The sequence below is a fragment of the Sorangium sp. So ce128 genome (assembly GCF_051525245.1).
Taxonomy (GTDB): Bacteria; Myxococcota_A; Polyangia; order Polyangiales; family Polyangiaceae; genus Sorangium; species Sorangium cellulosum_B.
Genome location: NZ_CP150313.1, coordinates 11,978,317 through 11,992,585 on the forward strand (window position 1 = coordinate 11,978,317; position 14,269 = coordinate 11,992,585).

General features: G+C 70.0%; 10 protein-coding genes. 5 read left to right on the forward strand and 5 right to left on the reverse strand.

The annotated features are described in order from the left end of the window. Positions 1 to 64: 64 nt before the first annotated feature. The 3 genes from WME82_RS45440 to WME82_RS45450 all read left to right on the forward strand — a co-directional run bounded on the left by WME82_RS45440 (position 65) and on the right by WME82_RS45450 (position 3,224). Positions 65 to 2,320, forward strand: a complete 2,256-nt coding sequence (locus WME82_RS45440) for a hypothetical protein (protein ID WP_438040410.1) — start codon at positions 65 to 67, stop codon at positions 2,318 to 2,320. Between the two features lie 121 nt (positions 2,321 to 2,441). After that, entirely contained in the window at positions 2,442 to 2,969 is a 528-nt protein-coding gene (locus WME82_RS45445; protein WP_438040411.1) for an RDD family protein, read from the forward strand. A gap of 30 nt (positions 2,970 to 2,999) precedes the next feature. Next, positions 3,000 to 3,224, forward strand: a complete 225-nt coding sequence (locus WME82_RS45450) for a hypothetical protein (protein WP_438040412.1) — start codon at positions 3,000 to 3,002, stop codon at positions 3,222 to 3,224. Positions 3,225 to 3,348: 124 nt separating this feature from the next. On the opposite strand, the gene WME82_RS45455 is transcribed toward WME82_RS45450, so the two are convergent. The 4 genes from WME82_RS45455 to WME82_RS45470 form a co-directional block, all read right to left on the reverse strand. Continuing rightward, a complete protein-coding gene (locus WME82_RS45455) occupies positions 3,349 to 4,218 on the reverse strand; it encodes a phosphodiester glycosidase family protein (RefSeq protein WP_438040413.1) in 870 nt (289 codons plus the stop codon). A gap of 31 nt (positions 4,219 to 4,249) precedes the next feature. Beyond that, on the reverse strand, positions 4,250 to 4,813 hold the full coding sequence (locus WME82_RS45460) for a deaminase (protein ID WP_438040414.1): 564 nt from the start codon (positions 4,811 to 4,813) through the stop codon (positions 4,250 to 4,252). Between the two features lie 94 nt (positions 4,814 to 4,907). After that, a complete protein-coding gene (locus tag WME82_RS45465) occupies positions 4,908 to 6,641 on the reverse strand; it encodes a CotH kinase family protein (protein ID WP_438040415.1) in 1,734 nt (577 codons plus the stop codon). A gap of 308 nt (positions 6,642 to 6,949) precedes the next feature. After that, positions 6,950 to 7,579: a hypothetical protein gene (locus tag WME82_RS45470; RefSeq protein ID WP_438040416.1), complete on the reverse strand. Its 630-nt coding sequence runs from the start codon at positions 7,577 to 7,579 to the stop codon at positions 6,950 to 6,952. Positions 7,580 to 7,880: 301 nt separating this feature from the next. Between WME82_RS45470 and WME82_RS45475 the strand changes: the two genes are divergently transcribed. Next, a complete protein-coding gene (locus tag WME82_RS45475; protein ID WP_438040417.1) occupies positions 7,881 to 8,447 on the forward strand; it encodes a YaeQ family protein in 567 nt (188 codons plus the stop codon). A gap of 82 nt (positions 8,448 to 8,529) precedes the next feature. Here WME82_RS45475 and WME82_RS45480 read toward each other — a convergent pair whose 3' ends face one another. Beyond that, a complete protein-coding gene (locus WME82_RS45480; protein WP_438040418.1) occupies positions 8,530 to 9,831 on the reverse strand; it encodes an L-fuconate dehydratase in 1,302 nt (433 codons plus the stop codon). A gap of 561 nt (positions 9,832 to 10,392) precedes the next feature. Here WME82_RS45480 and WME82_RS45485 point away from each other — a divergent pair. Continuing rightward, positions 10,393 to 14,172: a S8 family serine peptidase gene (locus WME82_RS45485; RefSeq protein WP_438040419.1), complete on the forward strand. Its 3,780-nt coding sequence runs from the start codon at positions 10,393 to 10,395 to the stop codon at positions 14,170 to 14,172. Positions 14,173 to 14,269 lie beyond the last annotated feature (97 nt).

Here is a 14,269-nt window from a genome sequence, read left to right on the forward strand (position 1 = left end):
CGAACGTCTCCTTGGCGCCGAGCTGGAACAGGCAGCGACGGCGGCATGGGCGCCCCGTCCGGGCATGGAGGCGCGGCTGGCCACGATGCCACCGGCGAGCGTCACGCGTCTCACGGCGGCGGCCCTGATTCCTCCCGTCGATCCGGAGACTCGGCGCAAGCGGCTTAAGGCCCTCGAGAAGCACCTCGACCTTGCCCAGCTGCGATCCGAGCACGAGGCGCTGGGCGTGGCCAGGGACCGGGGCGAGCGCGCGGCGCGGATGGTCGCGCTGGTGCGCTCGCTCCGCCGCGGCGCCGACCCGGCGACCTGCGCGTCCGTCCTCGCCGAGGTGGAGCCGGCATGGCATGGCTCCAGCCGCCATCTGGTCATGGCCGAGCTGGCCCAGCTGTCCGATCGTCAGGTCTCGGAGATCCCCGTGCAGACCTACAGGGACGCCCTGCTCACCACCGTGCAGTCGCGCGAGTCGAACGCAACCACCCTGGCCCAGGCCGAGCGGGCCGTGCACAAGGCCATCGGCGAAGCGATTCTCCGGGACAGCATCACGCGCGCGGCGCAGCTGCTCGGGCTCCTGGTTCAAATTCGCCTGGATCCCCGGGTGCGCTGGCGCGCCGACAAGGCGCCGGCGCCCGGCCAGAAGCCGTCCATCGAGCATCTGCCCAGCCCGCTGCGCATCGCCGAGGGTCTCGCCGCCCGGCTCCATGCGGCCTACGAGGGCGTGCGCCTCGACGGCACCACACCCATGCTGGGACCGGTGGCGGTCGGTCGCTACGAGCCCGAGGCGGAGCGGCTCATCCTGGACCTGCTCCTCGGAAGAGCACCGAAGACGCCGCGGCCTCCGCGCAAGCCCGTCACCTGCGGCGGGCCGCTGGACGAGGTGATGGGGTACGTCCCGGAGATCACCTTGAAGGAGACTGCCCTGGTCGACGCGCTGCTGGATCGGGACGACACCACCGATCCCCACAAGACCGATCTGGTGGCGGCGATCTCACGATCGGCACCCGGGCGGTGGACGCCCTCCCAGCGCAGGCGCTTCACGCAGCATCTCCTGCGGGTCGCGCGGGACGCCAGCCTCGATCCCTCGAGGCGCGCCAAGGCCATCGGCCGCGTCGAGGACGCGCAGCTGCTGCTCGAGCTGCTGCCGGGCGCGGCCGGGCCTGTCGCCGCCGCCATCCTGGCGCGGTGCGCCCGTATCGCTCCGCCGACCGCCGAGCTACGGCGGCTGTTCCTGGAGCGCGCGCGAAGATCCGGCGTGGTGGGGCGCGCGGCGATGAGCGCCCTCAACGTGCTGTCCGAGCGCATGCCCGGTCCGTTCGATCTGGCGCCGTACCGTGAGCTGCTGCTGTCGAAGGACTGCGCGGTGGTCAACCGCAAGAACGCCGCCGGCAGGGTCTCGGCCGCTGCGACCGTGGAGGCGCGCGACCTCCTGATGGAGGCGTGGCGGTCCGAGGACCTGCACCCCAGCATCCGGCTGGACATCCTCGCGGGGTTGCTGCGCTTCGTCGACCAGGCCGACGTCCGACAGGTGCTGATCGACGGCATCACGACGGTGCCGAATACGTGGCCGCTGCTCAACCCCGGGTCGACGCTCCTGTTCCCGAACGGGTCGCAGGCGCGACCCGCGATGGCTCGCGGCCTCGTGGCCCTGGCCGAGGCGCTGATCGAATGCGGCGACGAGCGCATCGCTTCCACGGCAGCGGGCGTCTGCATTGCCCAGCATGACCTGTGCTCCGAGGGGCTTGGTCTGGCGACCAGGCTCCTCGCCGAGGCGCGCACCTCCGGCAGCGTCCTGGTCCAGACCGTCGAGTCCTTGAGCCGCCTTCCCGACGACGCCGGATTACCACCCTGGCAGGCGGCGCTGGCCCGGCTCGTCGCAGCGGCGAGCGGCGGTCGGACCTGGGCCGCCGCCCGGCTGGCGCGGCTCGCGCCCAGGCCACGGGCGTTCCGGATTGCGCTCGGCCTGGCTCAGAAGGCTGCAGGCCTGCGCCTCATCGCCGCCGCCTCGCTGAAGGAGATCCTCGACGTCGATCTCGTCGAGGTCAGGTTCGACAAGGAGCTCTGGTCGGAGTATCTGGCCCTGGTAGACGAACAGCCCGCGCGTCGGAGCCCCTCCACCGGCAAGCTGAAGGACTCCGGGCTCGCCGCCTCCCTGATCGATTGGCTCATCCAGCATGGCGGACTGGCGGCCGCGCTGTCGGCCGCCGAGCTGTCGCTGCAGGTCGAGAAGCAACTCCGAGACAGCCCCGCATGGCGCGCACGGCTCGACGCCATCCGCGCGATGCACGCTGACGCCGCCGAGCGTTTGCTGCTGGCGGACACCTAGCTTCGATTCGCGCGGCCGGCGTCGGCGTGTTCTGCGGGACGGGGGTCGCATTTCGTTACCAGGGACGGACGCCACCCCGGTTGCCAATTGACGCGCGGCTGCGGTCGGCGTTGCATCAGCCATGGCCCAATCCGCTCCCAACCCCTATCAACCGCCGACCGCGCTCGAGCCGATGACTGACTCGGAGCGAGCCTGCGACGGCAGCGCGTCGCGCATGTCGCGCTTCTGGGCGGCGATGGTCGACGCGGTTCTGGCCCTCATCATCTTCGTCCCGCTGCAGTATTGGGGCGGTGTCTATCGCGACTTTCCGAAGGTCTCCCCGCTGCCGTTTCCGCAGTCGTTGTTGTGGGCGCTGGCGGGGTTCGCGATCACCCTGGTGCTTCACGGCACGTTCCTCGCCCGCAGCGCGCAGACGATCGGCAAGAAGGCGATGAACATACAGATCGTCAACGCCAGCGACGGCAAGCCCGCGGCCTTCGGCACGATCGTCTTGCGACGGCTCCTGCCAGAGGCGGTAGTGGCTCAGATACCGTACGTGGGCACTTTCCTCATCCTCGTCGACGTGTTGTTCATCTTTCGCAAGGATCGGCGCTGCGTGCATGATCACATCGCGGGCACCCGCGTCGTGAAGCTGGGCCGAAGCGAGTAGGCCCGAGCGGCATACGAGCGAGCGGCGGGCGTGCAGCCGCTACGAGCACGCGCACGTAGCATCAGCTTCTTCGAAGGTCTTTCCGGCGGCCCGGAGGCGGCGGGCTTCCAGGAGTGCGCCGGCTGCAATCTCTCATGTGAAGCGGTGTCCAATGCCGCGAGTTACGATCTCGCCGCCGGCGATTACCGGTTCTTCATCCGGAACGACATGGTTTCGGCCGTTCGCTTCGTCCTCGCGCCCGTCGCCGCGCCCTGACCCGCGCCCCATAGCGTACCCGGAAGGCGCCGTCCGGAGAGGCGCCGCAGACAGGCCAGCCGCTGGCCGTCGCGCTGCAGAGGACGCGAGCGGTCCACTCCGGCCTCAGAACCGCATTCCCCTGTCAGGGATCCAGCCGCACCGCGATCGCGTGCCGGATCGGCCCCCGCGGCGCCATCTCGCGCGCGCCGCCCTCCTCGCGCCACGCCACGCCGGTCGAGGGTCCGCCGTCCAGGTTGAGGGCTTGCTCGCATCCGCGCGCCACCAGCATGTCGGCGAGCAGCCCCAGCGTGGGCCCGCTCTGCGCCCGGTCCCCGCGCGCGACGATGGCCTCCATGCGCCGCCCCCTGTCGAGCACGCACAGCGCCGTCCGCTCCGCCCGCGGGCCGCCGTCGCTGCGCACGTTCCGGCTGCCGGAGAGCACCAGCCGCGGCAGCCCCTGCACCGCGAGGTGAGCGCCCGGCGAAAGGACGAACCCGGCGGCGTCGTGCAGGGCGGCGCGGCCGCCGGAGACCACCAGCACGCCGCCCCCGAGCGAGGGCGCGAGCGGCGCGAGCTCCCGGCCATCGACCACGACGAGCCCCTCGGGTCTCCTCTGTCGATCGAAGAAGCCACCGTTGATGACGAACGACGCGCGGGTGCGTTCGAGCACCCCCGCGACGTCGCGCGACATCGCGACGTCGACGACCTCGAAATGGGCGTTCGCGAGGCGGAACGCGAAGACATGGACGCGGTAGTCCTCTCCCTCGACGGTCATCACCTCGGGCTGGACGGGGGCGCCGGCCGCCGGGCCCTCCGCGGGGGGAAGCGTCGCGGGAGCGGGCAGCGGGGACTCCGGGGGAGCGGGCGCGCTCGGCGCAGCTGGAGCGACCACGCTCGCCCCCGGGAGAGCGGGCGCGCTCGGCGCGGGGCGCCGCGACGCGAGCGCAGCGGCGCCGAGGAGCGCGAGCCCCGCCATCGACAGGAGCACCTTCGGGGAAGCGCGGAGCGTCACGACCCTGCTCTGCTCGGTCTCTGTGCGATCTCTACCGCTTCGCGAGCAGCGCCTCGATTCGGGGCTGATCGACGCCGTAGATCTCCGCGAGCCGCGGGACGCGATCCGATGCCGGCAAGGTCAGCGCGCGCCGCAGCGGCTCGTGAGGATGGTGATCGAGCACCCAACCCCCGAGCTGCCGGCGGATTTCTGCTTCGCATACGCCCTCCACGACCTCGACGCCCCCTCCGCGCAGGATGCGAACGCCTTCGCCGTCGACGCGCGGGTTCGGGTCGTTCATCCCGATCACGACGCGGGCCACGCCGCGCTCGATGATCGATCGCGAGCACGCCGGCGTGCGGCCGTGGAACGAGCAGGGCTCGAGGGTCGAATAGAGCGTCGCTCCGACAACGCTGAGTCCGCGCGCGTGCGCCGCGCGTGCCGCGGCGATCTCCGCGTGATCTTCACCCGGCCCCAGGGTATGCCCGCTGCCGAGGAGCTCCCCGGCGGCGCTCACGATCGCGCAGCCGACCCAAGGGTTGTCGCCCGTTCCTCCGCGCGCCCGCTCGGCCTCCTCGATCGCCAGGCGCATCCATTTCTCAAGGTCGTTGCTCATCCTGATCTCGGTCTTGCCCTCGGGCGGCTGCTCGACGGGGAGCTGTTCGCAACGTCGCGCTACGTCGCGTGGGCCGCGCTCATGAAACGCACGTTCACCACGTCATGAGCTCGTCGCGAATCCAGCTGGCCCGCCTGCGGAGAAAGTCCTTGAGCAGGCTGATCTCGGCGTCGTGGGACCCATTGAGAGGCGGGGAATCCGGCCAGCGCGCGAAGTTCCTCTCCACGGCCGGAGCTCCCGCCTTGCGCACCAGGCCGTCCACCATGGCGTCGAGCTTGTCGGGCGCGAGCTCGCCCTGGAGCAGCGCCAGAAAACGTGCCTTGTACCGCGCCTTGAACGCCGGATCGCGGAACAGCGACCCCCACCAGCCCTCCGTGAAGTAGTCGGTCCCGTCGGAGCCCTCGAGCTTCCACTCCTCCGGCTCGAACGCGCGTTCATCGTAGGGCGTTCCGAGGCTCCGGTCGAAGTCCCACACGGGACCGGCCGAGAGGAGGCCCTGTCGATCTTTGAAGAAGTACGTGCTGATCCGCAGGGCATCGACGTTCTTCGTCAGGGCGTTGATGATGTTGTGGTCGATGAAGGCGTCTTGATCGATGAAGTTCGAATAGTGCTTGCCGCTGCTGGGCTGCTTGAAGTCATCCGCGTCGACGGCCTGACCGAAGTCGTCGATGTAACCGCGAATGTAGTCGAGCTGCGGCCTTCGCGCGGGGGTGAGCATGTCCTCGGGATCGGGGTACACGAACTGGAGGTCCTGGCCGGCGGCCTTGAATTGATCGTCGCCCTTGTCGATGCGCAAGAGGAAGCCGCCGGTCACGTTCGGCTCCGTGAGATCGTCGGCCGAGAGCTTGGCCACCGGGACACGATCCCGACCGCGCTTGATCTTCTCGATCGCCGTGTAGAACCCGAGGAAGCTCTTCTTCGCCACGTCAGCCCCCGAGTCGACGAGGAACACCTCGACGAAGCTCGTGCGCGGCGCGTACCGGCCGATGCGGTTGCTCATCTCGAAGGCGAGCGCATTGCGGATCAGCGAGCGGTCGAAGCTCACCGGATCGCTGAGCACCCAGTCGGAGTCCGCCGGCATCCCCAGGAACTCCCGGTCGAGATCGGTGTCCAGAGCGTCGTCACGAAATTCGACGGCGTATTGCTTCTTCGGAAACTCGCGGGACGTCGCGCCGCGGACGTGGATGCCGATGCGACCATCGAAGCTCGCGCGGCCCAGGAGCCTGGTTTGCCCGGCGTTGGGCTCGAGCAGCATGAACGTTGCCGGGACGAACTCGGTTTCGAGCGGGTCGAGCTGCTTCGACTCGAAGGTGTGGATCACGACGATCGGCAGCTCCGAGCTGAACTCCGCGCTATCGGCGGCGACCTTGAAATACGCCTCGCTCGCGATCGGCCCGAGGAGGTCGGCCCCGTCGCTGCCCGCCCCCCCGTTGCCTCCCGCCCCCCCGTTGCCTCCCGCCCCCCCGTTGCCCCCCTCCCCGGAAGGCGCGGCGTGAGGGACGACGGCGAGGGCGCGCACCCGCGTGGACGCGGTGAGCACGAGCGGCTCGACGTAGACCGGCGAGCTCGCGGTGGGCAGCGAGCCGTCGGTCGTGAAGTGCACCGCGGCGCGCTCGTCCTCGACCGTGAGCTCCACGGGCTCGGACGCCTGGAAGGTGCCTCCCTTCGGCGTGAACACGACGGCCAGCGACTTCGGGGCAGGCGCAGGCGGTTTCCCGTCATCGCTCGCCCCGCTCGCCTCGCTCGCCTCGCCTGCCTCGCTCGAGCAGCCCCCGAGCGAGGCCAACAAGAACACCCCCGCGATCCGCAGCGCTGCGAGCTTCGACACGTAGAACATTCCCGCACAGTTTACTCGGGTCGCTCGTGATTTCGAACGAGCGCGTGATGGGTCTCGCGTCCTCCTCGAATCGAGCCGAAATCCAGGCCTTTCCCGCGCGTGTCGGATGGTTCGCGATGAGTAGGTAGGATGCCGCGCGGGGCGGGGGCTGAGCGGCGGGGGCACGGAGGAGCCCCGGCGGGGGCGACCGCGGCGCGGCTCTCGAGCGCAAACCCGAAATGACTCATGTCCTCCGGCGCCTGCGGCGAGCGCTGGCCGCCCTCGATCCTCACCAGGACGAACGTCCGCTCCTTCCCGTTCTAGGCGGGCTCGAACGCCTTGCTCGACGCGTACCCGCGCGCGGCGGACCGGATCTTCGCGATCTGCGCCGCGTCGAAGGAGACGGGCGCTCCGGTGCGCGCGTAGCTCATCACGTTGTCGTCGACGCCGCTGTGCCCGAGCCCGAAGAAGTGCCCGAGCTCGTGCGCGAGCACGGTGGGCCGCGCGTTCGCCGCGAGGATGACGAAGCGCCGCTCCGGCGTCGCCCGGTGCCGCCAGTGCACGCCCATCCGGAAGCGCCGAGGATCGTCGACATCCCGCAGCGACGCGACCACCATCACGTTGATCCGGCGCGCCTCGATCGCCGAGGCGAGCGCGTCCCGGTCCTCGCGCGTCTCGATCTGCGAAAACCGCGGGGCGAGCGTGCGCGCGCCGACCTTGCGGAGCGCCACACCGGCGGGCTCGAACAGCCGGACCGCCTCGGCGATCTGCGCGTCGATCCAGGCGTCGTCGCGCACCGGCTTCCCCGCCTCCTCCTCCGTCACAGCGATCGAGAGGGGAAACGCCGGGAGGGGCGCGGGCACGCGCCCCGCCGCGCGGGCCAGGCCCGGGGCGAGCGCGCCGGCGGAGAACAGGCCGGCTGCGGCGATCACGGCGCGGCGGGACATCATGGACAAGGCCCTATACCATCGCCGGCCGACGATCGCGAAGCCGTGCGAGGGAGACCCGCGCGAAGCACGTGACCGTGAGGCACGTTCCAGATAGGCTCTCCTTCGCTCGCGTGGTACTCGGCTGGAGCACGGTCCTGCGCGATGCGAACAGCGGCGCGCTCCGGAGGTCATCGATGTTGAACACAGGGGTTGTCGTGCTCGATGCCCGCCTGCGGCGAGAGCAACAAGAAGCGGCAGCGGCGCTGCCCGAAGCCGCGTTCGGCGACGGCGGCGCGGCGCATCGAGGCTAGCGGGAGCATCGATGGCACTCCCCTCGACACGAATGGACTTCCGCATCGACCTCTCGCACGTCGATCGCGGCCGCGAGGCGAGCGAGCGGGTGATCGTCGCCCGCCACCCGTCGGAGAGCGCCGAGCACGTCATGCTGCGGGTGCTCGCGTATTGCCTCTTTCACGAGGAGGGCCTCACCTTCGGCCCAGGGCTCGCCGACGCCGAGGGGGCGGACCTCTGGACGCGCGATCCCGCGGGCCGCGTCCTCACCTGGATCGAGTGCGGCGCGGCGCCGTTCGAGAAGCTCAAGAGAGTCGTGCAGCACAACGCGGGCGTGGCCGTTCACGCGCTCTTTTCGGACGCGCGCCGGCGCGACGAGCTCGTGTCCGGCGCGCGTGAGGCCGCCTCGCGCGCGAGCAAGGTCACCGGCGCGATCTCGCTCTCCACCGTCGACCACCGGCTCGTCGCCGCGCTCGCGGAGAACGCGGGTTTGCGGCGCCAATGGGCCGTCACGATCGTGGGCGATCACCTCTATATCGAGGCCGACGGCAGCGCGCTCGACGGCGAGGTCGTCCGCTCGCGGCTCGAAGAGCCGTGATCGCGTCGAGACAAGGGGCCCGGTCCTAGCCTCCGGAGCGCTCGGCTGCTCTGGCAGGCGCACGGCACGTCGTCAGCCTGCCTCACCTCGCCCACGCCGCGCCGGTCGGAAACTCGAACCGATCGAGCGACTCGGGCCGCATGGTGGTGCTGTACCCCGGCGCGGTGGGCGGCATGTACCGGCCAGCCTGGACGACGACCGGATCGACGAAGTGCTCGTGGAGGTGATCCACATGCTCCAGGATGCGATCCTCGAGCGACGCGCTCACGCAGATGTAGTCGAAGAGCGAGATGTGCTGCATGATCTCCGAGAGGCCGACCCCGCCGGTGTGAGGGCAGACCGGGACGCCGAACTTGGCCGCCATGAGCAGCACGGCGAGCACCTCGTTGACGCCGCCCAGCCGGGCGCCGTCCGCCTGGCAGAACCGGATCGCGTCCGCCTGGAACATCTGCTTGAACATGACGCGATTGTGGGTGTGCTCCCCCGTCGCCACGCCGATCGGCGCGATCGCCCTGGCGATCGCGGCGTGGCCGAGGATGTCGTCGGGGCTCGTGGGCTCCTCGATCCACCACGGATCGAACGCGGCGAGGCGCCGCATGCTGGCGATGGCCTGGTCCACGTCCCACACCTGGTTGGCATCCATCATGAGCCGGCGCTGCGCCCCGATCTCCTCCCGGATGATCTGCGCCCGGCGGACGTCGTCATCGATGCTCGCGCCGACCTTGATCTTGAAATGCGAGAAGCCGCGCGCGAGCGCCTCGCGGCAGAGCTGGCGCAGCTTGTCGTCGGAATAGCCGATCCACCCTGCCGACGTCGTGTAGGCGGGAAAGCCGTGCTGCCGCATCTCGTCTTCCCGCGCAGCGCGGGTAGGCGCATTCCGGCGAAGGATCTCGAGCGCCTCCTCGGGGCTCAGCACGTCCGTGATGTAGCGGAAGCTGACGCAGCGGACGAGCTCCTCCGGGGTCATGTCCACGAGCAGCTTCCAGAGCGGTTTGCCCGCGGTCTTCGCCCACAGATCCCAGGCGGCGTTGACGACGGCGGCCGTCGCCAGGTGGAGGATCCCCTTCTCCGGGCCGACCCAGCGGAGCTGGCTGTCGCCGGTGATCTCGTCCCAGAAAGCGCCCATGTCGGCCGTCATGGCGTCGACGCGCCTGCCCACGAGCAGGGGGCGGAGCGCGTCGATCGCCGCCACGCAGAGCTCGTTTCCACGGCCGATCGTGAAGGTCAGGCCATGCCCCTCGATCTGCTCAGGGCCATCGGTCTCGAGCACGACATAGGCCGCCGAGTAGTCCGGCCTCGGGTTCATGGCGTCCGAGCCGGCGAGAGAGCGCGAGGTCGGAAAGCGGATGTCGCGGGCGATGACATCGGTGATGCACACGGACATGGGGTCCCCCTTCGTGTGGGCTACGCCGGACAGCGGGCATAGCCTCGTGTGTCAGATGCCGATGGAGCCCAGCCGAGCACGACCCCACACCCCTGATCGACCGGCTCGTGCGGCAGGGGCACGCGCGGCGTAAGGCGGATCCGGGCGATCGGCGGAGGCTGCGGCTGGGACGGAGATGCGCCGCGTCATCCACAATCCGAGGCCGAAGCCGGAGACGTGCTTCGTCGAGGCCAGCCGGGGGCCGGAGCGGCGGGCCGGCTCCTGTCCCGTGACTGTCACGTGACATTGTCACGTGACAGCGGGCCGTCGCACCGTGACATCGCGCCACCTCACGCCCGCCCTCGCGAGAGAAGCCGGCCGAAAGACATGGCCGCACGTGCAGAACCGGCGGGCATGAGCATTGCCATGCCTGCCTGGCGCCCGGTGCACGCCCGACACGCGGGCCGGCGTCCAACGGGCCGGCGACAGGCACGTCATGCAGCACGCCCCCTGAAGGCCCTCCATCGTGGACCTGCCGACTTCCATCTTGGTTCAATCTTCGGGCATCAGCGAGAGAATGATATGAAACGTGGACGATGGGTCGTCGCCGCGGCATTGATATGCAGCTGCGATGGCACGAGCGTCGCTCCGGGCGGCGCCCCGAGCGCCGGCGCGGCGCGACCGTCGAACGAGAGCATCCTCGGCTTCGAGGACGCGGGCGCGTGGACGCTCGATGGCGGCGCCGCGCAGGCGAGCGACCAGCGCGCGCACGGCGAGAAGAGCCTCGAGGTGCCCGGCAGCGGGTACCACGAGCTGGTGAGCGCGCCGCTCAGCACCCTCGCGGCGGTCCACTCCACCCTCTCCATCAGCCTGTCGCTCCCGGAGGCGCCGCCCGGCGCGGAGCCGCTGGGGCACGTCCACCTGTTCGTGGAGCTGCCCTCCCAGAGGATCGAGCGCCGGTTCATCCAGGAGGTCGCGCTCCCCCAGGGAGCGGCAGGTCAGTTCACACGCGTCGATTTCGAGCTGCCTGCCGAGTTGGTGGCGGCGCTCAAGACAGACTACGACGACCTGCGGCTCACGATCGCGCTGGATCTCCCGCGGGGCGCCACGGGCCCTTGCCGGCTCGACGCCATCCGCCTCGGCGCGACGGACGAGGCCCCGAGGCTCCGCGTCGCCGAGGACTACGCGAGGTCCTCGGCGAAGGGAGACATCGTGGCTCAGGGGACATTCACTTTGCGAGGCCGCGTCGAGGACAACACGCTGGCGCGATCGGTCAGCGTCCGCATCGGCGATGCGCCAGCGCAGGCGTCGGCGCTCACGCCGGCAGGAGAGTTCTCCATCGACCTGCCGCTCCGGAACGACCCGGGTGAGTTCCTGACGCCCAACCGGGTCCACATCGTCGCGACCGACATCGACGGCAACGAGAGCGCTTCTGACATCGTGGTCGTGTCCCTCGCGTCCATGGCGCCGGGCGAGCTCATCGTGAAGTTCAGCTCCGGCACGTCGGCGGAGGAGCGCGGGAGGGTCCTCTCCGGTGTACAGGGCGCGCTCGCGCGGCAGATCACTCCGGACATGGGCGTGGTCACCGTGCCGAAGGGGACGGAGAGGGAGGCGCTCTCGGCGCTCCTCGCGGGCGGCGAGCCGGTGCGGCTCGCCCTGCCCAACCTGATCGCCGTGCCGACCTATGTGCCGAACGATCCATTCTATTACACGCAGGACTGGTACATCGAGGCGATGAACGTGGACGCCGCCTGGGATATCCAGCGAGGATCCCACGATGTCGTCGTCGCGGTGGTCGACAGCGGCGTGGTTTACTATCAGGGGGCGTACTACGACACGGACGATTGCGGCGGCCCGGGCCCTCATCCGCTGGTCGACAACATCTACCTCAACGCGGACGAGTGCTGCGCCGCGCCCCCGTGCAGCAGCAACTGCATGCCACTCACGACGGGCGGGACCTGCCCGCGGTCGGACCTGAACAGCGACGGCTGCCCCGGCGGCTGCGGGGTGGACGATGACGGCGACGGCGCGACGGATCTGCTCGATCCCGACGTCGCGCGCATCTACACGAACGACCTGGACGACGACGGCGACGGCTCGATTGCCGACGAGATCGGCCCCGGCGGCGTCGCCTGCAACGCCCTGCCCCCGGGCGCGCTGCTGGGCGCGCCCGAAGGACAGGACTGCGATGGGGCCGCGCGAGACGATGACGAGAACGGCTATCCAGACGACTGCCGCGGCTTCCAGTTCGCGCGCCCGGGACAAGACCTCGGCGGCAACCCGCTCAGGCCGAACGACCCGTGGCCCGTGGACACCGGAAACACGCACGGAGACATCGTGGCGGGGGCTCTCGGCGAGATCGGAGACGACTGCGCCGGTTACACCGGCGTGATGCAGCGGGTCAAGATCATGCCCCTGGGCAACGGGCGCCTGGAGACGCGCATCGTGAACGGCACACCAACGACCGTCGCCGCCCCGACGTACGATGCCATCCTCGAGGCGTACCAGTACGCCGCGCGCAACGGCGCGCACATCGTCAACAGCTCGTTCGGCGGCAGCTTCAACAGCTGGACGGGGATCTCGTACACTCCCGAGGACGCCCTTCATGACATGACGGAGGCCGTCTGGGACCTCGGCGTTTCCCATCTCCTGTTCGTGACCGCCGCGGGCAACTGGGGGACCAACCTCGACGCGGTCGATTCGTTTGGGAATCCGCTCCTCGCCGACTTCCCCGCTCATCTCGGGCTGCCCAACAAGATCGTGGTCGCGGCGAGCGACCAGTCCGGCAACCGCTCCGTCTGGACGGGCGGCCAATCGTCCGCCTATGGCGCGAAGACGGTCTCGGTCGCGGCGCCTGGCACGAACACCTTCCTCGGCGCCAACGGCACGTCCCTCGCCACCCCGATGGTCAGCGGCGTTGCCGGGCTGCTCCTGTCCCAGCACAGCGAGCTGCGGGGTGACCCCGTGCGCGTGGTGAAGATGATCGAGCAGACCGCCGCGCCGCTGCCCGCGTTCGCCGGCCTCACCCGCACCGGCGGCATCGTCGACGCGCACGCCGCGCTCACCGCGCCGCTGCCTCCGCAGCCGCTGTTCACCGACGGCACGGTGGGGCGCGTCCCGCTGGGCACGACGACCGCGACCAGCGACATCGACCTGATCGACATCGACAACGACGGTGATCTCGACGTGTTCATCGCGCCCTACTCGGTCGCCCTCATGCAGCCGCGCCTGCTCAGGAACGACGGCGGCCACCTCGTGGACGTCACGGCGCTGCAATTTCCCGGCGTGCTGGTCAAGCACACCGATGTGGATTCCGGCGATGTGGACGGCGACGGCGACATGGACATCATCGCGGCAGCTGACTCCGCCACGGGCACGACGGCGTCGAAGAAGGCCGCCCTGTACCTCAACTCCGGCGGCACATTCACGGTGGCCACGACCGGGCGCCTGCCATCGACCACGATGTCGGATCGCGCGGTCGAGCTCTGCGACGTGGACGCCGACGGCGATCTCGACGCGTTCTTCGGGAACGTCGCGCCGGGCAACTCGACGCTGCTCATCAACGGGGGCAACGGCGTGTTCACCGACCAGAGCAGCTTCTGGTTCGGCACCACGACGCAGGACATCACGGTGGAGAAGGCGCTGTGCGTGGACCTCGCGGACGTCAACGCTTCCGCGTGCGCTGGCCGCCCTCCTGCCCTGTGTGGGATCTGCTCCGATCCCAAGCGTTCGGTCGCCGGGCTCGTGGCGAGCGGCGCGGTGACGCCGGCCCAGCAGGCGGATTGCCTCGCGATCCGTCAAGCCATCTACCCCGAGCTCATCCTGGCCGGCACCACGACCATGTTCCTGCGCAACACCCAGGGAGGCCCGTTCATCAACGCCAGCGGTCGTCTGGGCGCTAGTTTGCCGCTGACGACGTTCGGGTCGGTCGACGTCGAGGCTGCGGACCTCGACACCGATGGGGACCTGGATCTGGTGTTCGCCCCCGCAAGCGGAGCTCAGATTGTCCTGCTCTCGAACAACGGGACCGGGTACTTCGCCAACGTGACGGCGAGCCGGATCAGCGCGCACGCCTACGACGCCGACGCTCGCGAGGTCGAGCTCGGCGACTTCGACATGGACGGCGACGTGGACATCGTCATGCTGCGGGGCAACATCCCCTCGATGTTATCGCGCAAGCACTCGCTGTACACGAACGCCGGCGGCTACTTCGCCCAGATCGACGCCCCCTGGCTCACCCAGACCCTCCTCTTGACGGCCGACGGGGACGTCGGCGACATGGATGGCGACGGGGACCTGGATCTCATGCTGGGGAATTATAGCCAGGCGAATCAGCTCCTGCTCAACACGATGGTGCCCTGAGCGAGAGGCTGTCAGGGATCTGGACGCGCGATCCCGCGGGCCGTGTCCTCACCTGGATCGAGCGCCGCCACGACGAGCCATCCGGGCCGCCGGCGCG

Excerpts from the sequence above, each read along its gene's own strand:
- WME82_RS45460 (WP_438040414.1), bottom strand. The coding sequence starts at position 4,813 with ATGAGCAACGACCTTGAGAAATGGATGCGCCTGGCGATCGAGGAGGCC.
- WME82_RS45475 (WP_438040417.1), top strand. The coding sequence starts at position 7,881 with ATGGCACTCCCCTCGACACGAATGGACTTCCGCATCGACCTCTCGCAC.
- WME82_RS45470 (WP_438040416.1), bottom strand. The coding sequence starts at position 7,579 with ATGATGTCCCGCCGCGCCGTGATCGCCGCAGCCGGCCTGTTCTCCGCC.
- WME82_RS45445 (WP_438040411.1), top strand. The coding sequence starts at position 2,442 with ATGGCCCAATCCGCTCCCAACCCCTATCAACCGCCGACCGCGCTCGAG.
- WME82_RS45485 (WP_438040419.1), top strand. The coding sequence starts at position 10,393 with ATGAAACGTGGACGATGGGTCGTCGCCGCGGCATTGATATGCAGCTGC.
- WME82_RS45480 (WP_438040418.1), bottom strand. The coding sequence starts at position 9,831 with ATGTCCGTGTGCATCACCGATGTCATCGCCCGCGACATCCGCTTTCCG.
- WME82_RS45440 (WP_438040410.1), top strand. The coding sequence starts at position 65 with ATGGAGGCGCGGCTGGCCACGATGCCACCGGCGAGCGTCACGCGTCTC.